Source organism: Serratia montpellierensis, assembly GCF_020858655.1.
Taxonomy (GTDB): domain Bacteria; phylum Pseudomonadota; class Gammaproteobacteria; order Enterobacterales; family Enterobacteriaceae; genus Serratia; species Serratia montpellierensis.
Window position 1 is genome coordinate 946,023 of the sequence record NZ_VOSN01000013.1, and the last position, 24,170, is coordinate 970,192.

The 24,170-nt window shown below is 62.5% G+C and carries 21 protein-coding genes; 8 read left to right on the top strand and 13 right to left on the bottom strand.

Translation table 11 applies throughout. From position 1 onward, the window contains the following. Nucleotides 1-38 precede the first annotated feature (38 nt). Nucleotides 39-437 carry a hypothetical protein gene (locus tag FUU19_RS16250; RefSeq protein ID WP_025303469.1) on the bottom strand — a complete coding sequence of 133 codons (399 nt, stop codon included), beginning with the start codon at nt 435-437 and terminating at the stop codon, nt 39-41. Between the two features lie 16 nt (nt 438-453). Continuing rightward, complete coding sequence (locus tag FUU19_RS16255; protein WP_230490730.1) at nt 454-1,824, bottom strand: MFS transporter; 1,371 nt, start codon at nt 1,822-1,824, stop codon at nt 454-456. A 333-nt stretch (nt 1,825-2,157) separates the two neighbouring features. Between FUU19_RS16255 and amiA the strand changes: the two genes are divergently transcribed. Both amiA and FUU19_RS16265 read left to right on the top strand, forming a co-directional pair. Then, entirely contained in the window at nt 2,158-3,000 is an 843-nt protein-coding gene (gene amiA / locus FUU19_RS16260; RefSeq protein WP_230490729.1) for an N-acetylmuramoyl-L-alanine amidase AmiA, read from the top strand. 54 nt (nt 3,001-3,054) lie between these two features. Continuing rightward, on the top strand, nt 3,055-4,107 hold the full coding sequence (locus FUU19_RS16265; RefSeq protein ID WP_230490728.1) for a porin: 1,053 nt from the start codon (nt 3,055-3,057) through the stop codon (nt 4,105-4,107). Nucleotides 4,108-4,227: 120 nt separating this feature from the next. Here FUU19_RS16265 and FUU19_RS16270 read toward each other — a convergent pair whose 3' ends face one another. Beyond that, complete coding sequence (locus FUU19_RS16270; RefSeq protein ID WP_197833390.1) at nt 4,228-5,172, bottom strand: NAD-dependent epimerase/dehydratase family protein; 945 nt, start codon at nt 5,170-5,172, stop codon at nt 4,228-4,230. Nucleotides 5,173-5,240: 68 nt separating this feature from the next. Further along, the gene (locus FUU19_RS16275) at nt 5,241-6,071 is read right to left on the bottom strand and encodes an alpha/beta fold hydrolase (RefSeq protein ID WP_230490727.1); all 831 of its coding nucleotides are present in this window, start codon (nt 6,069-6,071) and stop codon (nt 5,241-5,243) included. A 204-nt stretch (nt 6,072-6,275) separates the two neighbouring features. On the opposite strand from FUU19_RS16275, the gene FUU19_RS16280 reads away from it, so the two are divergent. The 5 genes from FUU19_RS16280 (at nt 6,276) to FUU19_RS16300 (ending at nt 13,344) form a co-directional block, all read left to right on the top strand. Further along, nucleotides 6,276-7,700, top strand: a complete 1,425-nt coding sequence (locus FUU19_RS16280; protein WP_230490726.1) for a coniferyl aldehyde dehydrogenase — start codon at nt 6,276-6,278, stop codon at nt 7,698-7,700. A gap of 259 nt (nt 7,701-7,959) precedes the next feature. Then, on the top strand, nt 7,960-10,155 hold the full coding sequence (gene katG, locus FUU19_RS16285) for a catalase/peroxidase HPI (RefSeq protein ID WP_230490725.1): 2,196 nt from the start codon (nt 7,960-7,962) through the stop codon (nt 10,153-10,155). 115 nt (nt 10,156-10,270) lie between these two features. Next, nucleotides 10,271-10,630 (top strand): DUF805 domain-containing protein, encoded by a 360-nt coding sequence (locus FUU19_RS16290; protein ID WP_230490724.1) that lies wholly within the window; start codon nt 10,271-10,273, stop codon nt 10,628-10,630. Between the two features lie 483 nt (nt 10,631-11,113). Further along, nucleotides 11,114-12,013 carry a VOC family protein gene (locus FUU19_RS16295; protein ID WP_230490723.1) on the top strand — a complete coding sequence of 300 codons (900 nt, stop codon included), beginning with the start codon at nt 11,114-11,116 and terminating at the stop codon, nt 12,011-12,013. Between the two features lie 41 nt (nt 12,014-12,054). Next, complete coding sequence (locus FUU19_RS16300) at nt 12,055-13,344, top strand: alginate export family protein (RefSeq protein ID WP_230507212.1); 1,290 nt, start codon at nt 12,055-12,057, stop codon at nt 13,342-13,344. A 45-nt stretch (nt 13,345-13,389) separates the two neighbouring features. Here the strand turns inward: FUU19_RS16300 and FUU19_RS16305 are convergent, their stop codons facing one another. The 6 genes from FUU19_RS16305 to FUU19_RS16330 all read right to left on the bottom strand — a co-directional run bounded on the left by FUU19_RS16305 (nt 13,390) and on the right by FUU19_RS16330 (nt 20,309). Beyond that, nucleotides 13,390-14,442 (bottom strand): NAD(P)H-dependent flavin oxidoreductase, encoded by a 1,053-nt coding sequence (locus FUU19_RS16305; protein ID WP_230490721.1) that lies wholly within the window; start codon nt 14,440-14,442, stop codon nt 13,390-13,392. 96 nt (nt 14,443-14,538) lie between these two features. Further along, nucleotides 14,539-16,149: an MFS transporter gene (locus FUU19_RS16310; RefSeq protein WP_230490720.1), complete on the bottom strand. Its 1,611-nt coding sequence runs from the start codon at nt 16,147-16,149 to the stop codon at nt 14,539-14,541. Further along, nucleotides 16,142-16,567, bottom strand: a complete 426-nt coding sequence (locus FUU19_RS16315; protein ID WP_025303482.1) for a DoxX family protein — start codon at nt 16,565-16,567, stop codon at nt 16,142-16,144. The genes FUU19_RS16310 and FUU19_RS16315 overlap by 8 nt, the downstream gene beginning before the upstream one ends. 9 nt (nt 16,568-16,576) lie before the next feature. Next, a complete protein-coding gene (locus FUU19_RS16320; RefSeq protein WP_230490719.1) occupies nt 16,577-17,407 on the bottom strand; it encodes an alpha/beta fold hydrolase in 831 nt (276 codons plus the stop codon). A gap of 142 nt (nt 17,408-17,549) precedes the next feature. Then, nucleotides 17,550-18,944, bottom strand: coding sequence for an MFS transporter (locus FUU19_RS16325; RefSeq protein ID WP_230507214.1), 1,395 nt, complete (start codon nt 18,942-18,944; stop codon nt 17,550-17,552). 174 nt (nt 18,945-19,118) lie between these two features. Beyond that, nucleotides 19,119-20,309 (bottom strand): sugar transporter, encoded by a 1,191-nt coding sequence (locus FUU19_RS16330; RefSeq protein WP_230490717.1) that lies wholly within the window; start codon nt 20,307-20,309, stop codon nt 19,119-19,121. A gap of 268 nt (nt 20,310-20,577) precedes the next feature. Here FUU19_RS16330 and FUU19_RS16335 point away from each other — a divergent pair, with 268 nt between their 5' ends. Next, nucleotides 20,578-21,264, top strand: coding sequence for an aspartyl/asparaginyl beta-hydroxylase domain-containing protein (locus FUU19_RS16335; RefSeq protein ID WP_060433575.1), 687 nt, complete (start codon nt 20,578-20,580; stop codon nt 21,262-21,264). 29 nt (nt 21,265-21,293) lie between these two features. Here FUU19_RS16335 and FUU19_RS16340 read toward each other — a convergent pair whose 3' ends face one another. From FUU19_RS16340 to livM, 3 genes are read right to left on the bottom strand one after another with little or no spacing between them, the layout of a single operon-like run. After that, nucleotides 21,294-22,010, bottom strand: a complete 717-nt coding sequence (locus FUU19_RS16340; RefSeq protein ID WP_141967788.1) for an ABC transporter ATP-binding protein — start codon at nt 22,008-22,010, stop codon at nt 21,294-21,296. After that, complete coding sequence (locus FUU19_RS16345) at nt 22,007-22,882, bottom strand: ABC transporter ATP-binding protein (protein ID WP_174135410.1); 876 nt, start codon at nt 22,880-22,882, stop codon at nt 22,007-22,009. Before FUU19_RS16345 ends, FUU19_RS16340 begins: the two co-directional genes overlap by 4 nt. After that, on the bottom strand, nt 22,879-24,165 hold the full coding sequence (gene livM / locus FUU19_RS16350) for a high-affinity branched-chain amino acid ABC transporter permease LivM (RefSeq protein WP_141967784.1): 1,287 nt from the start codon (nt 24,163-24,165) through the stop codon (nt 22,879-22,881). The genes FUU19_RS16345 and livM overlap by 4 nt, the downstream gene beginning before the upstream one ends. Nucleotides 24,166-24,170: the final 5 nt, after the last annotated feature.

The window sequence follows — 24,170 nt, forward strand, 5'->3', positions numbered from 1 at the left end:
CTGTGCGCACGCTCGGCGGCGTGCGTCGATGGGCTGTATTAGGCCGACGCGGCGATGCCTGCTGCCATAATGGTGATCCCGGCCACAAACACGATTGCCGTGGTGGCGACCGCGCCGCCGCCGACCAACGCGGCGGTTTTTCCCGTGGAAAGGTCTTTGCGTTGCAGGAAAGAAAGCTCTGCCAGGGGAATGATTTTTCCGCTGTCGGCGACGATGTCTTTAGGTTCAACCTTCGCCACCGTCAGCTCGCCGCCGCTGCCATCCTTCAGGCCATATTTCAACTGGTCGCCGACATAGACCGGCGGCTGCAGCAGGTAATACGGGCTATTGAGCCCCGCCTCTTTTTGTTGCAACGCCACGTCGTGGTAGGTCGTGCAGCCGGCAAGGGAAAACGCCGCCATCCCGATAACCAACGGCACTAATGGGATAAATCGCATGGGAAACCTCGTGCTTCTATTTGCTGGTTTTTAACGTAACGGCGGACTTGAAGCGCATATAGCTCACGACCAGAGAAAGGAACGAGAATGCCGCCCCCGCCATTAAACTGATATTCGTCGCTTGCGCGCCGCGCATATTGAAGAAAATCGCCACTAACGCCGAACCGACGATTTGCCCGATCAATCGGGAGCTGCCCAACAGGCCGCTGGCGATGCTGCTGTTTTCATGGGACACAGAGGTCATGATCAGCAGGTTGTTCGGTGATTGAAACAGGCCGAAACCGATGCCGCACAGCGCCACGCGCCATACGATCGCCCCATTCGACGGATCGCTTGGCAAATTGGCCATCAGCAGCATGCCTGCCAGCAGACAGGCGAGGCCCGAGAGGGCAACAAGATTGGGATCGTATTTCTTGGCCAAATCACCGGAAATCAGCGAAGACGCCATGGTGGCCAGCGGCCAAGCGGTCAGCAGCAGACCGATGTCCACCACGTTTCTTTGCAGGACATTGTGGAAATAGAAAGGCAGCGATACAAAAGCCAAAAGCTGGGTGCTGTAAGACAGCATCGACATCAGCAAAGACAATGACAGCGTCGGGTTATGCAGCATCGCGACCGGGATCAGCGCGGCGTTGGCCTTTCTTTTCTGATTGATGTACAGCCACCCGGCCAGCCCGGCGAATACCGCAAAGCTGAGCGCCGCCGCCGGCAGATGGTGGGTGGTCATACTCATCGTGCTGAGCGAGAAAGCGATGAACAGCACAAACACCAACAGAGCCCCGCCGCTGTCGAATCCAACGCTGCGCCGCTCGCGGGGGGCCAGGAAGATCAGGCTCAGCAGCAGCGACAGGCAGGCGATGGGAACATTGATGGTAAACAGCCAGTTCCAGCTCGTCTGAGAAAGTATCGCCGAGGCGATGGACGGCCCGGCGGCGGCGGAAACCGACACCACCATCACATTAATCCCCAGACCGCGCCCCAGCAGCCTTTCCGGGTATATCTCCTTGATCAGCGCCGCATTGACGCTGAGCACCGCCGCCGCGCCGAAGCCCTGTATCACCCTGAATGCCGTCAGCATCGACAGCGTCGTGGACAGCGCGCAGCCCAAGGATGAAAAAGCGAACAGCACCACCCCGGCTATAAAGATCTTTTTATTGCCCACCGCGCGGCCCAGCGCCGCGAAGGGCATCAAAGAGGCGACAACGGCAAACTGGTAGGCATTAATAATCATGATGGAGGCCGATTCGGAAACGCCGAAATCTTTGGCGATAACCGGCAATGCCACGTTGGCGATGGTACTGTCGAGCATGGCGATGACCGTGCTTAACGAGACCGCGAGAACGGCGAATATATTTAGTGTCTCTTTTTCCTGGTGTTTAAAAGTCATGTTAACGCTCCAAAAACGTGAGTAGCTTCATGCCGGCGGCAAAGACCCCGCTTTTTATCCGTTTAATAATTACGTTATAACATATCAATTAAAGATGGTAATAAATCTCATTTGAAATATTGGATTACATAGTGTGTCAAAATAAGAATTAACAAATACAAAACAAATTAATATCAATACAAACATTCAATAAACAAAATAAATGCAGTATAAAAAACCAGTGAATTTAAGGAATGACATTAAAAGTAACAGCCGCTAACAGACAACCCCGCCGGCGAGTGAAATTGTTATGTTATAACAAAAAAACCCTTTCCTTTTATGCTGGTTACCCTTATGGCTAAGACGGACCTTTTGAACACCCGGTTATCTCGCCGCAGAATGATGTTGGCAGGGTTGGCGGCCCTGGCGCTGAACGGCGCCGTTTCCCCGCTGGCTCACGCCCACGGCCTGCCACGTCCCAAAAAGCAGAACGGCCCTCACGGGGCGCGAAAAAGATTCCTGGTCATGTTGGATCCCGGTCATGGCGGCATCGACTCCGGCGCCATTGGCCACACCGGTTCGCTGGAAAAACATGTCGTTCTGGAGATTGCCAGAAATGTGCGTGCACAGCTTGATCGACACGGCATCGATGCCCGTCTGACGCGCGACAGCGACGTTTTTATCCCGCTTTACGATCGGGTGGAGATCGCGCACCGGCATGGCGCGGATCTTTTCATGTCCATCCACGCCGACGGCTTTACCTGCCCCAGCGCCTGCGGCGCGTCGGTCTTTGCGCTTTCCAATAAAGGTGCCAGCAGCGCGATGGCGAAATACTTATCGAACAGTGAAAACGCGGCGGACGATCTCGCCGGCCCCAACGTCATCAAGAAAGACCACTATTTGCAGAAGATACTGTTTGATTTGGAGCAGACGGAAACGATCAAAGAGAGCCTGGCGCTGGGCTCGCACATTATTCAACATATTGCGCCCATCCATCATTTGCATGCCAAAAATACCGAACAGGCGGCCTTCGTGGTCTTGAAGTCCCCGTATATTCCTTCCGTCTTGGTGGAAACCTCTTTCATCACCAACCCTGAGGAAGAAAGGCTGCTCGGCACCCCCGCCTTCAGAAATAAAATTGCCACGGCGATCACTCAGGGGATCGTCAGTTACTTTAAACGCGAAACGCACGCTTAAGCTTCGCCAGGGCGGCAAGCTCACGGGCTTGCCGCGCACAGGGATGGTGCCATCATGATAAAACGCAATCCTCGTTATTTTTCGGCGGGCATGCTTTTCCCTCTGCTGGCTCTGTTGCCGCGCGGCGCCTTCGCCGTGTCGTTGACGGGATCGCAGCAAAACAGCCTGAATTTCTACGGCACGATTATCGCCAGACGCTACAGCGGCCACAACGAACGCGACGACGGCGACCGCAGCTACCTCTATTTCGGCCTGATAGGCAAAAAAAAGATCGCGCCGCGCTGGCAGGCCTACGCCCACTGGGAATATACCGTCAGCTTCGCCGACGCGACTCGCAACAGCACCCGGCTCGCCTATATCGGCGTGCAAAACGCCACCCTGGGCAGCCTCGATATCGGCCGCAACTGGGGCGTGCTTTATGATGTGACCGCCCTGACCGATCGCTCCCCGCTGTTTAGGGAAATGGCCTACAACTACATCGATAACTTTATGCGCGGCCGGGCGCATAACCTGCTCACTTACCGCCAAACTTTCAGCCTGTTTCAGCGGCGCGCCGCCCTCGCGTTGCAATATCAGTTCAAAGACGGCGACGATCGGCAAGCGCCGGGCAAACAAAACGGCAACGGCTTCGGCGCCTCGTTCCGTTATGCGCTGACGCCGACGCTCAGCCTCATCGCCGCCGCCTCGGCGTCTCAAACCACGCAGCGGCAGCAACACGCCGCCGGCTATCGCCGACGCATCGATACGCTGGCCGAAGGGGTTCTCTATACGTCGAAAAAAATCTATCTTGCGGCCGTGTTCACCCAAAGCGACAACGCCATCAGCCCGCAACAAACCGCTAACCGCGGCTCGGCGTCAAGTTATGAAGCGCTCGTCAAATACCGGCTGACGGACCATATTCAGCCCAACATCGGCTATACCCGCTTGATACAGGCCCGGGCAGGCCGCAACACCGACTTATTGAACTACGAGGAGCTGGGGGTGACCTGGTTGCTTAATAGCAACATGCAGGTATTTATTAACTATGAATTCAATAACCTTTCCCAGCACGCAGCCGGCGTCGATGCGTCGGACAAGCTCGATATGGGCATCAGCTATCACTGGTGATCGGTTCTCCCGCAGCCAATAAAAAGCCCCGCCCGGTGAGGGGAGAGGCTTGCCTAATGGCTCAGGTAGGCCGGCAGCCCAGCGTAGTGCTCTGTGGCTAGCCCTGGCGCGGCGGGCATCTTAACGCCGCGCTTGCGCGTTCTTCCACTCCCGCCAAATCGTTTCCAGCCCCGCGCGATACGTCGTGACGGCGAAGTCGGGAAAGCGCTGCTTGAACTTGGTCGAGTCGAACAGGTTGTCGTGCTCGTAGCGCGGCAGCAGCTCGCGCATCTCACGCGCGCCGGATGAAACCAGCCCTGCGGCGATCAACGCCCATTTGCCGATGACGGAATATGAAATGTCCTTACCAAACACCTCGCAGGCCAAGGCGGCGAACTGCGCGTAGGTGAGCCGTTCGTCGCAGCACGGCAAATGCCACGTCTGGCCGAACGCGTCGGGCGTATTGCCAAGCCGGGCTAACCCACGGCTGGCGTCGGGCGTCCAGATCAGCGTGCGCAGTCTGTCATCGCGAACCGGCACGCGCGGTTTTTCCCCCGCTTTCAGCCTGTCGACGATCAGCGCATTGGTGAAGCTCTGCGTTTTTCCCGGCCCATAAAACTCGGGCGCACGGCCGATCAGCACGGGGATCTGGTTGCGCTTCATCTCGTCGAGCACCTTCTCGGTCATCAGAGCGCGTACCCGCCCCTTTCGCCCCCGTGGCGCGAACGGCGTCGATTCCGTCTGCGGCTCGCCGTTCTGCGGATACATGTACGTATTGTCGAAATAGACGAAGGGCACGCCTGCAGTGCGGCTGGCGTCCAACGCATTCTGCAGCATGGTCGGAAATTGTCGCTCCCACAGCGCCGAATCCGGCGGCAGGCCGGCGGCGAAATACACCACGTCACTGCCCTTCACCGCCGCCAGGGTCTGCTGCGCGTCGAGCAGGTCGGCCGCAACCAGCGTATCGCTGTCGTTGACCTTCTTTGGGTTGCGGCTGACCAATCTTAAATCATCGGTGTACGCGCGCTTCAGTTCACGCGCCAGCTCTTGGGCGATCTGGCCACTGGCGCCCAGGATCGTTTGCATTTCCGTTCCTCATCGTAATGAAAAGAGGCCCCGCCCAACCGGGCGGAGCAAGCACCTATTTCTCGCGCTTAGCTGTTCACGAACGCCAGCAGATCGGCGTTGACCTGATCGGCATGGGTGGTCGGGATGCCGTGCGGCGCGCCCTTATAGGTATGGAGCGTGCCGTTTTGCACCAGCTTGGCCGACAGCGCGCCGGAGTCCTGATAAGGCACCACCTGATCGTCGTCGCCGTGGATCACCAGCACCGGAATGGTAATCTTCTTGAGATCTTCGGTGAAATCGGTCTGCGAGAAGGCGACGATGCCATCGTAGTGCGCCTTGGCGCCGCCCATCATGCCCTGGCGCCACCAGTTCCAGATAATCGCCTCCGACGGTTTGGCACCCGGGCGGTTATAGCCATAGAACGGGCCGGCCGGCACGTCGTAATAGAACTGCGCCCGGTTGGCGGCCAGCTGCGCCTGGAAATCATCGAATACCGCTTTGGGGGTGCCCTGCGGATTGGCGTCGGTTTTCACCATCAGCGGCGGCACTGCGCTGATCAGCACCGCTTTGGACACCTTATCCTCGCCGTGGCGCACAATATAGCGCACCACTTCGCCGCCGCCGGTCGAGTGGCCCACGTGCATCGCGCCCTGCACGCCCAGGTGTTTTACCACCGCGGCGACGTCATCGGCGTAGTGGTCCATGTCGTGCCCTTCCGACACCTGGCTGGAGCGGCCGTGGCCGCGGCGATCGTGCGCCACCACGCGGAACCCTTGGTTCACGAAGAACAGCATCTGGGCATCCCAGTCATCGCTGGACAGCGGCCAGCCGTGGTGGAAATAGATAACCTTGCCGTTTTTGGGGCCCCAATCCTTGTAGAAAATCTCGACGCCATCGCTGGTCGTTACATAACCCATGTCGTTTCTCCCGTTTACACTATGGTTAAAAAAGAAGGTTTATACTGCGCGCGGCGCCGGGATCTCTGGCTCCCTCATCCCGGTTGGCCGACGATCTTACGTTGATCGTTTAACGAGTATAGGTTTAAAGTTCACTTTAAGGTCAATGGCGGCCCGGCAAGCGGTATTTCCCTCAGTAACGCAATCGGCATCAGGAGAATTCAAGTGCAGGGAGATGACATCCTCATGACGATGGAGCAACGGCTTGCCGCCCAGCGCCATGCCTTCCTGCGCGACGGCGCGCCGACGATCGCTCAGCGCAAAACCGCCCTGCGCCGCCTGCGGAGCGCCATTCTGGCCCAGCGCGGTGCGCTGGCGGCGGCCGTCAGCGCGGACTTCGGCCACCGCTCGCCTTACGAAACCGACATCCTGGAGATCCTGGTCACCGTGCAGGCGATCGATTACCTGCTACGCAATCTGAAACGCTTCATGCAGCCGGAACGCCGCCACGTCGCCCTGCCGTACCAGGCCGGGCGCGCCTACGTGCAATACCAACCTAAGGGTGTGATTGGCGTCATGGCGCCGTGGAACTACCCGTTTTCGTTGACCTTCATCCCGCTGGCCACCGCCCTGGCCGCCGGCAACCGCGTGATGCTGAAACCTCCGGAGCTCACGCCGCATACCAGTCAGCTCATCGACACGATGCTGGCGGCGCTGTTTCCCGCCGATGAAGTCGCCGTCGTGACCGGCGGGCCGGACGTCGGGGCCGGGTTTAGCGCACTGGCGTTCGATCACCTGGTATTCACCGGCAGCACGGCGATCGGCCGTCAGGTCATGCAGGCGGCCGGCAAACATCTGGTGCCGTTAACGCTCGAACTGGGCGGCAAAAGCCCCGCCGTCGTGGCGCCCGGCGCGCTCACCGCCAGAACCGTTAACAGCCTGGCGTTCGGCAAGCTGTCGAACGCGGGCCAAACCTGCATCGCGCCCGATTACCTGTTGATCCATCAGGACGATGTGGAAAACTTCATCGCGCTCTACGATGCGGCGGTCAAAGCGTTTTACCCCGACGGGCCGACGAGCCATGACTACGGCGCCATCATCAACGACAGGCACTACCACCGTTTGCACGATCTGCTCACCGACGCCCAGGTGCGGGGCGCGCGGATCGTTCCGGTGGGCCACCGCCCGAACTCGGCGGCGGAACGGCCGAAAACCCTCGCCCCCACGCTGATCGTCGGCGCCCCCGACGACAGCCGGATCATGCAAGAGGAGATCTTTGGGCCGCTGCTGCCGCTGCGCACCTACGCCGCCTTTGATGAAACGATCGACGTTATCAACGCCGGGCCGCGCCCGCTGGCGCTGTACTACTTTGGCCCAGGCGGCGCGCTGCAGGACAGGCTGCTGGCGCGCACCACCTCCGGCAACGTCAGCGTCAACGCCACCCTGCTGCATTTTGCCCAGGACGATCTGCCGTTCGGCGGCATCGGCCCCAGCGGCATGGGGGCCTGTCACGGCATCGAAGGATTTCGGGCGCTGAGCCACGCCAAGGGCGTCTTCATCCAAAGCCGCTGGCGTTTTACCGACCTGCTGCGCGCGCCGTTCGGCAAGCTGGCGGACGCGGTGCTCAAGGTGATGCTGCGGCGTCGATAAGGCGGCGTGCTGGCTATCAATAACACACCCATAAATCGCCGCAAGCTATCGCAATATTCACTCATTCCTATTTTATCTCTCCGCCGCCGCTGACTAAGCTTAGCCATGAGTCGCCTTTTGCCCGTTAGCGGCCGGAGCGATGTTATTCCATTGAGTTCAGTTATTTAGCGCAACACCCGACGCAAGCCTTACCCGCATGCCTTGTTAACCGCTCCACGCCCGGCGGCTGGAGCACCTTTACGGAAGCAGAGAGCGCATTATGACAACTGAAAGCAAATGCCCGTTTTCGGGCGGCAAGCAGCCCGCACCGCAGGACGGCCCCACCAATCAGGATTGGTGGCCTAACCAGCTCAGCCTGAAACCGCTGCATCAGCACTCCCCCCTGTCCGATCCGATGGACAAAGACTTCAACTACGCCGATGCCTTCAACAGCCTCGATCTGGCGGCGGTCAAACAGGATCTGCACGCCCTGATGACCGACTCGCAGGCATGGTGGCCGGCGGACTTCGGCCACTACGGCGGCCTGTTCATCCGCATGGCCTGGCACAGCGCCGGCACCTACCGCATCGGCGACGGCCGCGGTGGCGCGGGCGAAGGCCAGCAGCGCTTCGCCCCGCTCAACAGCTGGCCGGACAACGTTAGCCTCGACAAGGCGCGCCGCCTGCTGTGGCCAATCAAACAAAAATATGGCCGCAACCTCTCCTGGGCCGACCTGATTATCCTGACCGGCAACGTGGCGCTGGAATCGATGGGCTTTAAAACCTTCGGCTACGCCGGCGGCCGCGCCGACACCTGGGAGCCGGACGACGTCTACTGGGGTTCGGAGAAGATCTGGCTGGAGCTGAGCGGCGGGCCGAACAGCCGTTACTCGGGCGACCGTGACCTGGAAGATCCGCTGGCGGCGGTGCAAATGGGCCTGATCTACGTTAACCCGGAAGGCCCAGACGGCAACCCCGATCCGGTGGCCGCCGCGCGCGACATCCGTGAAACCTTCGCCCGCATGGCGATGAACGACGAAGAAACCGTGGCGCTGATCGCCGGCGGCCACACCTTCGGCAAGACCCACGGCGCCGGCCCGGCGTCTAACGTCGGTGCCGATCCGGAAGCGGCCGGGCTGGAGTCGCAGGGCCTCGGCTGGCACAGCACCTTCGGCACCGGCGTCGGCAAAGACGCCATCACCAGCGGCCTGGAAGTCACCTGGACCACCACCCCAACCCAGTGGAACCACGACTTCTTCCGCCACCTGTTCGAATACGAATGGGAGCTGAGCCAAAGCCCGGCCGGCGCGCATCAGTGGGTGGCGAAAGACATCGGTGAAACCATTCCCGACGCCTTCGATCCGAACAAGAAACGCCGCCCGACCATGCTGACCACCGACCTGTCGCTGCGCTTCGATCCGGCCTACGAGAAGATTTCGCGCCGCTTCTATGAGCATCCGGAAGCGCTGGCCGATGCCTTCGCCCGCGCCTGGTTCAAGCTGACCCACCGCGACATGGGGCCGCGCGCGCGCTACCTCGGCCCGGAAGTGCCGCAGGAAGAGCTGATTTGGCAGGATCCGATCCCGGCGGTCGATCATCCGCCGATCGACGAGCAGGACATCGCCGCGCTGAAAAACGCCGTGCTGGCTTCCGGCCTGTCGGTGTCGGCGCTGGTCACCACCGCCTGGGCTTCCGCTTCGAGCTTCCGCGGTTCCGACAAACGCGGCGGCGCCAACGGCGCGCGCATTCGCCTGGCACCGCAAAAAGACTGGGCGGTCAACCAGCCTGCGCAGCTCGCCGCGACGCTGGCCAAGCTGGAGAGCATCCAACGCGCCTTCAACGATGCCCAGACCGGCGGCAAGCGCGTCTCGCTGGCGGATCTGATCGTGCTGGCCGGCGCGGCGGGCGTGGAACAGGCGGCGAAGAACGCCGGTTTGACCCTGACGGTGCCGTTCGCGCCGGGCCGCATGGACGCTTCGCAGGAACAGACCGACGTGGACTCTTTCGAGGCGATGGAGCCGCTCGCCGACGGATTCCGCAACTTCCTGAAGGGCAAATACCGCGTGCCGGCCGAAACGCTGCTGGTCGACAAGGCGCAGCTGCTGACCCTGACCGCGCCGGAAATGACGGTGCTGGTCGGCGGGCTACGGGTGCTCGGCGCCAACGTCGGCGGCACGCAGCACGGCGTGTTCACCCAGCGACCGCAGGCGCTGACCAACGACTTCTTCGTCAACCTGCTCGACATGGGCACCACCTGGCATCCGGCGGGTGAGGACGGCCTGTTCGAAGGGCGCGATCGCCGCAGCGGCGCGGTCAAATGGACCGGCAGCCGCGTCGATCTGGTGTTCGGTTCACACGCGCAGCTGCGCGCGCTGGCCGAAGTCTACGGCAGCGCCGACGCGCAGGAGAAGTTCGCCCACGACTTCGTCGCTGCCTGGAACAAAGTGATGAACCTCGATCGTTTCGATCTGGCGTAACTAAGCGACAGCACAAAGCCCGCCACGGTAAACCTGGCGGGCTTTTTTAATCATTGATGCATATCTTTATCGCAATCTCGTGCTAACGTTGGCTAACCGCAGCCAAGGAGATGGCATGATACAGACATCGGACAGCGCTCACCCGCTCTTCAGCAGTTACAAAAAGACCTTCACCTACTCAGGCCGCGAAAGCCGTGGGCCTTACTCAATGCTGCTTTTATGCCAACACGTTTGGTTTCTGCTTTATCTCGCCGTTATCGCCAGCAAGATGAATGAGATTTCCATTTTCGCGTTTGCGGCGTTTTTGCTGCCTATGCTAGCGGCCAATGTGCGCCGTTTGCATGATGCGGGTTACTCCGGTGGTTGGTGCCTGACATGGTTCTGCTTCACACCCTATGTAATGCTGATCTTCGCGCTGTTCCTTCCCGCTAAGAACATCAATAACCCTTACGACGATCGCCCAAACCTGGCGTAAGCCCCCTCAACGGCCTGCTTCGGCGAGCCATGGCTGGCGCCGCGATATTCTCTTTACCCGCTTATTCGTATTTACTCAACAAGTCATATAAAAATTTGATGGGCGGCAATTCTTTTAATGCTGTATTTATATTTAGACGGCAATGAAGACCGTAAACTCAGCTGGCTAATGCGATATATCCCATCAAGGAGAACACCATTATGGATTATCCTCAATTCACCTCAACACGCGGCGAGGCAGGCCTCATGACCATCGCCATGCCTTAGCGGCAGCGGGCTGAGCCGGCAAAGGCGCCCCACCGTTCCACGCCCATAAAAAGAGATATTTTGCACCTGCGCGATATTCGCTTAGGCGCCAGAATCTCGCCCTTATTTAATGTTTCACGACGCGCATTGCGTTTTTCGTTTTTATTTTTCAGCCGACGGGAAAGCTCATAGGAAATTACGCATCACTCAGGACAATAACCGCTACCTGGAGGTCAACATGCAACATATTATCGGCATTTCTTCTCGTCAGCTGAGGATATCGGCCCTTGCGCTGCTGCTCCCGGCGATGTCATGGGCGGCCGATACGGCGTCTCTCGCCGTGGGGCCGCAATATGACACCACCCATGTCTACGTCGAACGCGGCAAGATGGATGCCTTTGTCGACAGCATCCTGAAAACCTTCGGCGGCACCAGCACCGAACGCGTGCTGGTCAACGTCACGCCCACGCCGAGCGAAACCTACTCCCAGCTGATACTGACGCCGGCCGGCAGCTTCTCGGTGTTCGATTTCAAAACGCCGATCCCGCACCCGTTCGGCACCGAGCGCAACGGTTTTCTGGTCAGGGATATGGACGCCGCCATCCGGCAGGCCAGGGCCGCCGGCGCCGATGTGCAGGTTGCGCCTTTCGACGATCCTATCGGCCGCGACGCAGTGATCCAGTGGCCCGGCGGCGTCAACATGCAGCTCTATTGGCACACCAAGGCACCCAACTACAAGCCGCTGCTGAGCGTGCCGGAAAACCGCCTGTATCTCTCCGCCTACCGCGTCGACGATTTCCTGAAAAGCTACCAGGCGTTCTCGCACGGCAAGGTCGTGAGCGACGAACAGGTCAGCGATGCGGCGATCGGCCGCAGCGACAACGGCAAGATCCGCCAGATCGAGCTGGATTCCCACTTCGGCAAAACGCGCATTTTCGTCACCGACGGGCATCTGCCTTATCCGTTCGGCCATGAGCGCACCGGCTATGGCGTCGACGATCTGCCGGCCACGCTGGCCAAAGCGACGGCCAGCGGCGCGCAGGTGCTGTGGCGTTCGACGGCGGCGGAACGCCGCGCCTCGGCGCTGGTGCGTTTCCCCGGCGGCTACATCGCCGAAATTCACCAGACGGCTAAATAAACCCAAGGCGCGCTGCGGCGCGCTTTTTTCTTCGGATATCCATGATGAAACGCACGCTTCCCGCACTGTTGCTGTTCTCCACGCTCCCCGCGCTGGCGGCGGAGCCCGCCGCGTCCCCCTGGAAAAACATCCAGTTGGGCGATGCGGCCACCCTGTCTTTCGACGGTTCACTGCGCGAGCGCTATGAATGGACGGATCAACGGGATCTGAGCGGCGGACGCGACGACACCTTCATGCAGCGCCTGCTGATTGGCGCGCGCCTCGACTATGGCGACAACTTTGGCGCCTATGTTCAGTTGGGATCGTCGCTGGCCACCCCACGCGATCGCGGGCGCAAGCCGACCGACGAAGATCATGCCTATCTCGGCCAGGGCTATGTGGATATGAAACTGCCCACCGCCTACGGCCTCGGCACCCTGCGGGTCGGCCGCCAGGAGATTGCGCTGGGTTCGCTGCACCTGCTGGGCACCCGCGACGGCCCCAACGTGCGCCGTTCTTTCGACGCCATCCGCGCCAGCTGGGCCAAGGATAAAAACCGCCTCGACGCCTTTATCGGCCATCCCGTCACCCTCAAAACCGGCAGTTTCGACGACGATACCGACAACAGCCAAAAGGTCTGGGGACTGTACGGCACCACGCCGCTGGCCGCGCTGGCCTCCTCGCTCGATCTCTACACCTTCGGCTTTGAGGATAGCGACGCCCACTACGCGCAGCTCAGCGGGCAAGAGCGGCGCTATACCGTCGGCGCGCGCATTTTCGGCGCGGCGCAGGGATTCGACTGGGACAACGAGGCCGCCTGGCAGTTCGGCAGCGCAGAACAGCGCGACATCCGCGCCTGGTCGGCGTCGGCGCACGCCGGCTATACGGTCAACGACTGGCGCTGGCAACCGCGCTTTGGCGGCAAGATTGGCATCGCCAGCGGCGATAAAAACGGACATGATGGGCAGCTCAACACCTTTAACGCCATGTACCCCAAGCTGCCCTACCTAACCGAGAACGGACTGGTGGCGCCGGCTAACCTGATCGCCATCCACCCTTCGGTCACGATGACGCCGTGGCAAACCCTGTCCATCGATTTCAGCTGGGACGCGTTGTGGCGACAACGCCGCGAGGATGCCTTCTACCTCGGGCCAATGCGCCCGGTGAAAGGCAGCGCGCAGGGCTCGCGCTTTATCGGCAACCAGTATCAGGTCGAAACCACCTGGACGCCACGCAGCGATCTTCAGTTCAAGGTGGCCTATGTCTACTTCGACGTCAGCAACGGCCTGCAGCAACATGCCGGGCTGAAAAACATGAACTTCGTGCTGGCGCAGGGCACCTACAGTTTTTAACGCCAGGCCAAGAAAAAGGGCGCCGAATCTGGCGCCCCGTCTGTCTCACACCGCCTCCAGCTCCCCCGCCAGGGTGGCGACCAGCTCCGCCGCCGGCATCGGCCGCGCCAGGCCCACGCCCTGCCCGGCCCACAGCGACATAAATTCCCCGCGCCCGGCCTTGGCCGCCGCCTGGCGGATATCGCCGGTGAGCGCGTTCTGCACCGGATAAGGCAGGATCTGCGCCTCTTCCGCGCGCATCTGCCGCATGAAATCATTGACGATGCCGCGCGCCGGGCGGCCGCTGAAGGCGCGCGTCAGGCGCGTGCTGTCATCGCCGGCGTTACGCAGCGCCGCCCGCCAGGCTTCGGCGATGCCCGACTCCGGGCTGCACAGGAACGCGGTGCCCAACTGCGCCGCCTGTGCGCCCAACAAGCGCGCCGCCGCGATGCCGCGCCCGTTCATGATGCCGCCCGCGGCGATCACCGGGATCTTCACCGCCGCCACCACCTGCGGCAGCAGGGCCATCAGGCCGACGCAGGATTGCTCAATGTCGCCGAGGAAGGTCGGGCGGTGGCCGCCCGCCTCCGAGCCCGAGACGCAAACGAAGTCGGCGCCCGCCTCTTCCCAGGCGCGGGCTTCCGCCACCGTGGTGGCGGTGCCGATCACCCGCGAGCCGGCCTTCTTGAACTGTGTGACCGTGGCGCGCGGCAGCACGCCGAAGGTGAAGCTGGCCACCGGCGGCGCCGCCTCCAGCAAAGCCGCGATCTGGTCGCGGTTGTTTTCGGCGAATTGGGTGGGGATCGGCGGCTCGCTCAGCCCCAGCGCTTCGCGGAACGGCCGCAGCAGGTGCTGGGCGCGCTTGAGCTCGGCGAGATCCGGGTGCTGCTCATCGAGCAGAAACAGATTGATGTTGAACGGCGCGGCGGTCTGCGCGCGGATCTGCTGCACGCGCTCGAGGATCACCGCCGGTGAAAACAGCGCCGCCGCGCACGAGCCCAGCGCACCGGCGTTGCTCACCGCCACCGCCAACGCCGGCGGCGACGCGCCGTTCATCGGCCCCTGAACGATCGGATAGCGCAGCCCAAGCTCGCGGGCAAAAGCAGAAGGTGCCGTCATCAATGTGTCTCCCTGTGCTGACTACATTCGTCTTACGGCGGCCGCGCCGCCGAACCGACCAAAAGCATAGCACCTTCTCGCCACCTGGCCGTGCAGTTAATGCTTCACCTGATGCCGGTCGAGCGACAGGAAGTGATGCACCACCGGTTTCTCCGGGCCGATGTGGAAGCGCAGCGCCTCCTGCTGCAGATCGGCGTCGGCGTGCGACACCCGCTGGTGCTGCCGCAGGTGCTCCGCCCAGGATTCCACCAGGAACCACTCCATGATGCATTCCGGATCGCCGGTATGCTCGGTGATGCCCCAGGCGTAAGCGCCATCGCGGCGACGCGCGCGTTCCAGCATCAGCAGCGTGCGCAAGAACTGCGGCCGATCCTGTTCGCGGATGCGGTACTCCACCTGAATCATCACCGGGCCGCGATCGTTTTCAACTGGCGTGTTGACCAACGGCTCCGGCCAATGGTTCGACGGCTGCAGATCGGCTTCGCCGGTCGGCAGACGCAGGCGGTGGAACAGCAGCCCCGCCGCCAACAGGCCGACGCCGCCGACCAGCAGCGTGGCGGCCACGCCCAGCTCCTGCGCCACCAGCCCCCACAGCAGGCTGCCCGCCGCCATCGCGCCGTTGAACACCATCAGGTAGATGGCCAGGCCGCGGCCGCGCACCCAGTTGGGCAGCACGCCCTGCGCCGCGCCGTTGAGCGTGGTCAACGCGATAATCCAGCCGGCGCCCAGCACCAGCAGCACCACCACCGCCAGCCACTGCGGCGGCGCCAGAGACAGGGCCGCCATCACCACGGCGGTGAGCACCGCCGCCAGCAGCACCAGCCCGTCGGCATTCAGCCGCTGGCGCAGGCGCGGCAGCGCAATCGCCCCGAGGATCGCCCCGGCGCCTACCGCCCCCAGCAGCACACCATAAAAACCGGCGCTGCCGCCCAGCATGCGGCGCGCCACCAGCGGCAGCAGCGCCCAGACCGAGCTGGAGAAGGCGAAGAACACCGCCGCCCGCAGCAGCACCACGTGCAGCTCGCGGCTGGAACGGGCATAGCGCAGGCCGGCGCGGAAGGCGCCGAAGAAGTGTTCCGACAGGCCGCTGTCCTCGGCCTTCGGCCGCTTCCACCACAGCAGCGCCGCGATCACCAGCACATAGCTCATCACGTCCGCGCCGTAGGCCGCGCCGGCGCCGAAGCTGGCCAGCAGCAGGCCGCCGGCCGCCGGGCCGATGGAACGGGCGATGTTGATGCCCAGCGAGTTCAGCGCCACGGCGTTTTTCAGCTCGGTGCGCGGTACCAGCTCCGGCACGATCGCCTGCCAGGTCGGCCCCATCAGCGCCGCGCCGATGCCGCCGACGAAGGTCAGCGCCAACAGGTATTCCACCGTCAGCGCGCCGGTCTGCGACAGCACCAGCAGGCTGCCGCTGACGCAGGCCAGCAGAATTTGCACGAAGATCAGAAAGCGTCGCCGATCGAGGATGTCCGACAATACCCCGGCCGGGATCGCCAGCAGGAACACCGGCAGCGTGGCGGCGGTCTGCATCAGCGCCACCGCCGAAGGGTTGCTCGACAGGTCGGTGATCAGCCACGAGCTGGCGACGTCACGCATAAAGCTGCCGACGTTGCCGAGCACCGTGGCACCCCACAGCACCGCAAATAATGGGATTTTCAGCGGCGCGAAGCCGCCCGCCGCCGCCTTGTTTTCCGTCTGTTCAGCCATCCGTTCGCTCCTTCAAATCGTTAAATGCCACCAGCAACAGCGCGCCGGCCAGCCCGAGGTGTTCAAAAAATCCGTTCATCATCTGGCCGCGCTCCGCCCCGTCGAACTGCCAGAACGGATTGGCCATCAGCGTCGCCATCAGGGTAAAACCGGCCAGCGCCAACGCGCCGAGCCAGCGATAAAAGCCGCTCAGGATCAGCGCCGACGCCGCCAGTTCCAGCAGCGTCACCAGCACGGCGAACAGCGCCGCCGGCTGCAGGCCGAAGTGGGTCATCTCAGCAACCGCGCCTTCGACGTTCAGCGCCTTGACCAACCCGCCCTGGATGTAGGCGGCGCAAATGGCGAGCAGCAGCAGCCAGCGCAGCATGGGCGCATGCAGCCGCTGCGCGCAGCGGGCGGCGATAGCAGTCAGGTTCATCGCGCCCCCTTAGAACGGCGAATTCTGGATAAAGGCCAGCAAATCGGCGTTGAAGCGATCGGGATCGACCTGCGCCAAGCCGTGAGCACCGCCGGCGTATACGTTCAGCTCCGCCTGTTGCATAAGCTTAGCGGCTTTCAGCGCCGAGGCGCCGATCGGCACGATCTGATCGGCGTCGCCGTGCACCAGCAGCGTCGGCTTGTCGATCGCCAGCAAATCGGCGGTGTAATCCACTTCGGAGAACGCGCGCACGCCGTCGTACTGCCCTTTCACGCCGCCCTGCATGCCCATCAGCCAGAAGTGGTCGATCAGCCCCGCATTGCTCTCCACCTCGTCGCAGTGGAAGCCGTAGAATGGCACCGCCAAATCTTTGAAGAACTGCGAACGGTTGCCCGCCACGCCGCTGCGAATGCCGTCGAAGGCCGCCATCGGCGTGCCCTCAGGGTTGACCGGCGTTTGCAGCATCAGCGGCGGTACGGCCCCCACCAGCACCACCTTCGCCACCCGCTCGCTGCCGTGACGGCCAATATAGCGCGCCACTTCGCCGCCGCCGGTGGAATGGCCGACCAGGATCAGATCGCGCAGATCCAGCGTTTCGATCAGCAAGGCCAGATCGTCGGCGTATTGGTTGATGTCGTTGCCGTGCCAGGTCTGATCCGAACGGCCGTGGCCGCGACGATCGTGGGCAATCACGCGGAACCCGCTCTGGCCGAAAAACAGCAGCTGGTTGTCCCAGGCGTCGGCGGACAGCGGCCAACCGTGGGAGAACAGGATCGGCTGGCCGCGGCCCCAATCCTTATAGAAAATGCGCGCGCCATCGGGCGCGGTGAGGATGCTCATGACGTGTTCCCCGCTCGGTATTGAATTGGATTTTGTACCGGGTAACAGTACGGCAGGCGCAAAGGCAGTGATAACGGAATAATTTTCGCATGATCGCGAGTTTTTTTGCTGAAGAGGCCGGCGTCGCCGCCGGCGCAAAACGTCAGATGTTTTCCAGATCGATGCCGCGCGTTTTCGGGCCGAACAGCCCGATCACCAGCATCACGATCAGCATGCTGGCGACGATAAACGCGATCACCCCCAGCGAGCCGCCGTACTGCAAGATAATGCCGATAATGATGCTGCTGAATACCGTCGACAGCCGGCTAAAGGAGTAACAGAAACCGACGGCGCGGGCGCGGATATGGGTCGGGAAGATCTCGGATTGATACGAGTGGTAGCTGTAGGTCAGCCAGGCGTTGGACCAGGTGATAAAGAAGCCGCACAGGATCAGCCACAGCGGGTTGTTCTGCAGCGCGAACAGCGAGCCGAAGATCACCGTCACCAGGCAAGACAACACGATCTGCCACTTGTTCTCCATCTTGTCGGCGTAGAAGCTGCACAGCAGCGAGCCGAGCGGGTAGGCCAGCGTGATGAAGAAAGCGTACAGCAGGCTGTGCGTGACCGAGGCACCCTTGCCCGACAGCAGCGCCGGCAGCCAGTTGCCGAAGCCGAAGAAGCCGATAGCCTGAAAGAAATTCATCACCACCAGCATCAGCGTGCGATCGCGGTACTGCGGCGCCCAGATGTCGCGAAAGCGGCCGCGCGGCGGCGCCCCCTCGGCATCGTCTACCGGGCGCGACGGGAAGTCCGTGGCCGCCACGCCGCAGCGCCGTTCCATATCCCGCATCACTTGCCGGGCCTGCGCATAGCGCCGCTGCTGCACCAGCCAGCGCGGCGACTCCGGCAGCCCCTTGCGCACCAGCCAGATCACCAGCGAAGCCAGCGCGCCGGCGATCACCACGTAGCGCCAGCCGCTCAGGCCCAAAATCGTCTGCGGCACCAGCCACCAGGACATCAGCGCCACCGCCGGTACCGACAGGAACTGCACGAAGAACGCGAAGGCAAAAGCCCGGGTGCGCAGATGCGCGGGCACCCACTCCGTCAGGTAGGTGTCGATGGTCACCAGCTCGATGCCGAGCCCGACGCCCACCAGAAAGCGCAGAAAGATCACCCATTCCGCCTGCTGTTGAAACGCCAACAGCAGCGAGAAGGCGCCGTACCAGATCAGGGCGAACATAAAGGTGGCACGCCGGCCGAAGCGATCGGCGTACGGGCTCAGCAGGCTGGCGCCGACGAACAGGCCAAGAAAGGTGGCGGAGGCGAAGGCCGCCTGGTCCGACACGCCGAAGACGCCCTGCGCGCCGGTGTGGAAAATGCCGTCGGCGATAAGGCCGGTGCTGATATAGCCGGTCTGGAACAGATCGTAGAGTTCGAAAAAGCCGCCCAGCGACAGCAGAATGATAAAACGCCACAGACCGGCCGACGCGGGCAAGGCGTCGATTCTGGCCGCCAAATCCCGCGCATGGATCGGCGACGCCGCTACAGAGTCACTCACCGTTAACCTCGCATTAACATTTTTGATGACTTTCTATGCTAGCGAAGCGGCGTCGGAGTTAAATTTTTAATTAGCAGACTATGAAAAAAAGTTAAGCATAAAACGCTGCAGCGGCCTGTTTTATAGCAGGAAAATGCAACCTGGGATGCCGCAGCGGCATCCCGAATCGGTGGCTTAACGGCTGGGGTGCTGCTGCAGCCGTTCGCTGCGGTAGACGCTCAGCAGGCACCAGCCGAGGGCGATCAGCGCCAGCGGCGCGGCGACGAAACCGATATTGCCCATGCCCAGATGCAAGCTCACCTGGTTGCCCAGCAGCGCCCCGCTGCCGATGCCGAAGTTGTACAGGCCGGAGAAGATCGCCATCGCCACGTCGGTGGCGTCCGGCGCCAGGCTCAGCACTTTGGCCTGCATCGACAGGCCGATGGCCATGATCGCCATGCCCCAGAAGATGCACAGCACGGTCAGGTGGCTTTCGCTGCCGGCGGCCGGCAACAGCAGCAGCAGGCTCAACGTCAGCAGCGCGATGGCGCCGATAAAGAAGCCGGAAGGGAAACGCTCGCTGTAGCGGCTGAACAGCAGGCTGCCGACGATGCCGGCGGCGCCGAACAGCAGCAGCATCAGCGTGGTGAAGTTCTCCGAGAGCCCGGCCACGGTCTGGATAAACGGCTCGATGTAGCTGTAGGCGGTGAAGTGCGCCGTCACCACGATGACGGTCAGCATGTACAGCGCCAGCAGCGCCGGGCGTTTGAACAGCAGCGGCACGCTGGCCAGCGAACCGGAGTGCTCGCTTTTCAGCACCGGCAGCAGGCGCCACAGCAGCACCAGCGCCAGGGTGGCGCACACCGCGATGCCGATAAAGGTCATGCGCCAGCCGAGCAGCTGCCCCACCACCCGCCCAAGCGGCAGCCCGAGCACCATCGCCAGCGCGGTGCCGCCCGCCAGCAGGCTCAGCGCCTGGGCTTTCTTGCCCGGCGGCGCCACGCGGATCGCCAGCGAGGCGGTGATCGACCAAAACACCGAGTGCGCCAGCGCCACGCCGGCGCGCGAGATAACCAGCGTGGTAAAGTCCCAGGCCACGGCGGTCAGGATGTGACTGGCGATAAACAGCATGAACACGCCGATCAGCAGCTTGCGGCGCTCGATTTTGCTGGTCAGCAGCATGCACGCCAACGAGGCGGCGGCGACAATCCAGGCGTAAATGGTGATGATCAGGCCGACCTGTTCGGTTTGCATCGAGAAGCTGGCGGCGATATCGCTCAGCAGGCCGACCGGGATAAATTCGGTGGTGTTGAAGATAAAGGCCGAGACGGCGATGATAACCACGCGCAACCAGGCGGTTGAGCGCGAAACGGGAGCGTGTTCCATGATAAACAAAATCCGGACAGGTGCGGGCAAGTAGCGATATTTTAACCAACCGGCCCGCTAAATGCGATACGCGTCACACTTTAATTGTGTGGTTTTTTTCGCCGCATTTCGACACATTCGCAGACACACGGTTGCACAAATGCTGTGCTAATCTCTTGAAGCGTACCAATTTTTCCTGCCGCTCTTCCCTTCCGGCCCCCGCAGACGACGCGCCACGCCGAAGAACCGCGCGCAGTGTCCATTTGGCGTTTTCTGAGGCGAGGTCATTATGTCCGCGATTTATGATTGGTCCGTGCTCGCATTGCGCAATGTTTACGATCGCCGCATTCAGGGCAAACCGGTGCTCGACAGCGCCGCGCTGTTCCCCGACGCCGAACGTTTCACCGCCCAATGGCGGCAGATCCGCGAAGAGGCGCTGACCGTCGCCCACGATCTGCACAATATTCCGCGCTTCCACGAGATCATGATCCAGCAGGCGTCGATCTCCGCCAACGACGCGCGCGACTGGCGCATGTTCATCATGAAGGCCTACGGCCAGCCGATCGCCCGCAACCTGGCGCGTTGCCCGACGCTGGCGGCGCTGATCGCTTCGTCGCCGGACGTGCTGTCCGCCTCGCTCTCCTTCCTGGCGCCCGGCAAACAGGTGCCGCCCCACCGCGGGCCGTTCCGCGGCATTCTGCGCGGCTATCTGGTGCTGGACATGCCCAAACGCGCCGACGGGGTGCCGGCGGCGGTGCTGAAAGTGGACGGCCGCGAATACCGGCTGCACGAGGGGGAGTTCATGCTGTGGGACGATACCTTCGAACACGAGGTGTGGAACGACAGCGCGCAGGTGCGCACCGTACTGCTGCTGGACATCCGCCGCCGCGACATGCCCGGCGGGCTGCGGCTGCTCTCCAGCGCCATCATCGCCCTGGTGCGGCTGAACGTGCGCTGGATGCAGCGCCAGTTCTGAACACGGGCATCCCTGCCCAAGGGCGGCGCTCAGCCGCCGCCCAGATAGGCCTTTCTCACCTCCGGATCGTTCAACAGCTCCTGGCCGCTGCCGCTGAGGCGGATCTGGCCGTTGACCATCACATAGCCGCGATCGGACAGCTTCAGCGCGTGGTTAGCGTTCTGCTCCACCAGAAACAGCGTCATGCCGCTGCGGGTCAGCTCACGTAGTACGCCGAAGATCTGCCGCACCACGATCGGCGCCAGTCCCAGGCTCGGCTCGTCCAGCAGCAGCAGCTTCGGCCGGCTCATCAGCGCGCGGGCGATCGCCAGCATCTGCTGCTCGCCGCCGGACAGGGTCATCGCCCGCTGATTGCGCCGCTCCTTGAGGCGCGGAAACAGCTCGAACATGCGCGGCAAATCCTCGTCCAGGTAGCGATTGCCGACGGTGATGGTGCCCATCAGCAGGTTCTCCTCCACGCTCATGTCCGGAAAGATGCGCCGCCCTTCCGGCGCCTGCGCGATGCCGCCGGCCGCCACGTAGTGCGTGGAGCGGCGGCTGATGTCCTCGCCGCTAAACAGGATCTGCCCGCCGGCGATACGCGGCTGGCCGAAGATCGACATCAACAGCGTGGATTTGCCCGCGCCGTTGGCGCCGATCAGCGCCACCGTCTCCCCGGCGTTAACCTGCAGCGACACCTGACGCAGCGCCTGGATCGGCCCGTAAAACACGTCCACTTCGCGAAATTCCAGCATCGCCTCGCTCATCCCGCCAGCTCCTCTTCGTCCGCGCCCAGGTAGGCGGCGATCACCGCCTCGTTGTGCTGGATCTCCTGCGGCGTGCCACGGGCGATCACGTCGCCGTGATCGAGCACGATCACCCGATCGGAGATCTCCATCACCATGCCCATGTCATGCTCGATCAGCAGCACCGTGATGCCGTGATGCTGGCGCAGAAAACGGATGATGCGGCTCAGCGTGGCCGTCTCCACCGGGTTCAGCCCGGCGGCCGGCTCGTCGAGGCAGATCATTTCCGGCGCGGTGCACATGGCGCGAGCGATCTCCAGCCGCCGCTGCTGGCCGTAGGACATCTCCCCCGCCAGCCGGTTGGCGCAGTCCACCAGATCCACCACCTCCAGCCAGTAGAAGGCGTGATCCAGCGCGGCGCTTTCCGCACGGCGGTAGCCCGGCGTATTCAGCACCCCGGCGATCAGGTTGCGGTTGCTCTGCATGTGCTGCGCCACCAGCAGGTTCTCCACCACCGACATTTCGCGGAACAGACGGATATTCTGGAAGGTGCGCGCCAGCCCGGCGCGGTTGACCAGGTGGGTGCCGCCGAACATCTTGTAATAGAGGCGCGAGCCGAGCCGCTTCGGGCGAATCCAATCGCCGGCGCGAAACTTCTGCCCCAGCACCTGGATCACGTCGGTCGGCCGCTTGTGGGTATTGAGCAGGATCACGCCGCCGCTGGCGCGGTAAAAACCAGTCAGGCAGTTGAACACCGTGGTCTTGCCGGCGCCGTTGGGGCCAATCAGGGCAGTGATGGAGCCGCGCTCCACCTCCAGATTGACGTCGTTCAGCGCTTTGATGCCGCCAAAGCGCATCATCAGGTGCTCCACCCGCAAAATGGCGTCGCTCATGGCGCCACCCCCTTGCGTTCGGCGAAGCTGGCGCGGCTGATGCGCACCAGCCCGCGCGGCCGCCAGATCATCATCGCCACCATCAGCACGCCGAACAGCAGCACCCGGTATTCCGCGAAGCTGCGCAGCAGCTCCGGCGCCACCGTCAGCACGAAGGCCGCCAGCACCACGCCGAGGGTGGAGCCCATGCCGCCCAGCACCACGATCGCCAGGATCAGCGCGGATTCGAAGAAGGTGAACGAGGTCGGATTGACGAAGCCCTGATAGGTGGCGAAAAACACCCCTGCCAGGCCGGCGGTGGAGGCGCCCAGCATAAACGCCGACAGCTTCACCAGTACGTGATTCAGCCCGAGAGAGCGGCAGGCAATCTCATCTTCGCGCAGCGCCTCCCAGGCGCGGCCGATCGGCATGCGCGTCAGCCGGTGCTTGATATACAGCACCAGCAGCACCACCAAAAACAACACCGCGTAGATGAAAATGAACTTGAGATTCGGGTTGTAATCGATGCCGAGAAACTCGTGGATCGGCACGCCGCCCTCTTTGGCGCGGCGGCCGAATTCCAGGCCGAACACCGTCGGCGCCGGCACCGAGACGCCGTTCGGCCCGCCGGTAAGCGACATCCAGTTGTTAAGCACCAGCCGGATGATCTCGCCGAATCCCAGCGTGACGATCGCCAGGTAGTCGCCGTGCATGCGCAGCACCGGAAAACCCAGCAGTGCACCGGCCAGCGCCGCCATCAGCGCCCCCAGCGGCAACATCGCCCAAAACCCCAGACCGAGGTACTGATAGCCCAGCGCCAATCCGTAGGCGCCGATGGCGTAAAACGCCACGTACCCCAGATCGAGCAGCCCCGCCAGCCCAACCACGATGTTCAGCCCCAGGCCGAGCAACACATAGATCAGGCCGAGGATCGCCACCGTCAGCAGGTATTTGGTGGCGACGAACGGAAACAGCAGCGCGATCGCCGCCATCAGCGGCAAGATCCAGCGCAGGTTGGATTTATAACCCAGCGGCCGTACGTAGACGCCGTCGTTGCCGCCGTCGAAGCGCGCCAACACCCTGCGCCCCGGCGCGGTTTGCAGGAACAGGCTCAGCAGCAGCCGCCCGACCATCACCGCGACGATAATCCACACCAGCCGGTGCGGTTCGAAGTTGAAACTGTAGCCGTTCAGCACGATGCCGACGATCGGCCCGAACACGATCAGGGCGATCAGCCCGGCCAAGACGGCGTCCAGCAGGCTGCGTTTAACGTCCAGCCCACCGTTGATCACGGATTGCGACATGGCGT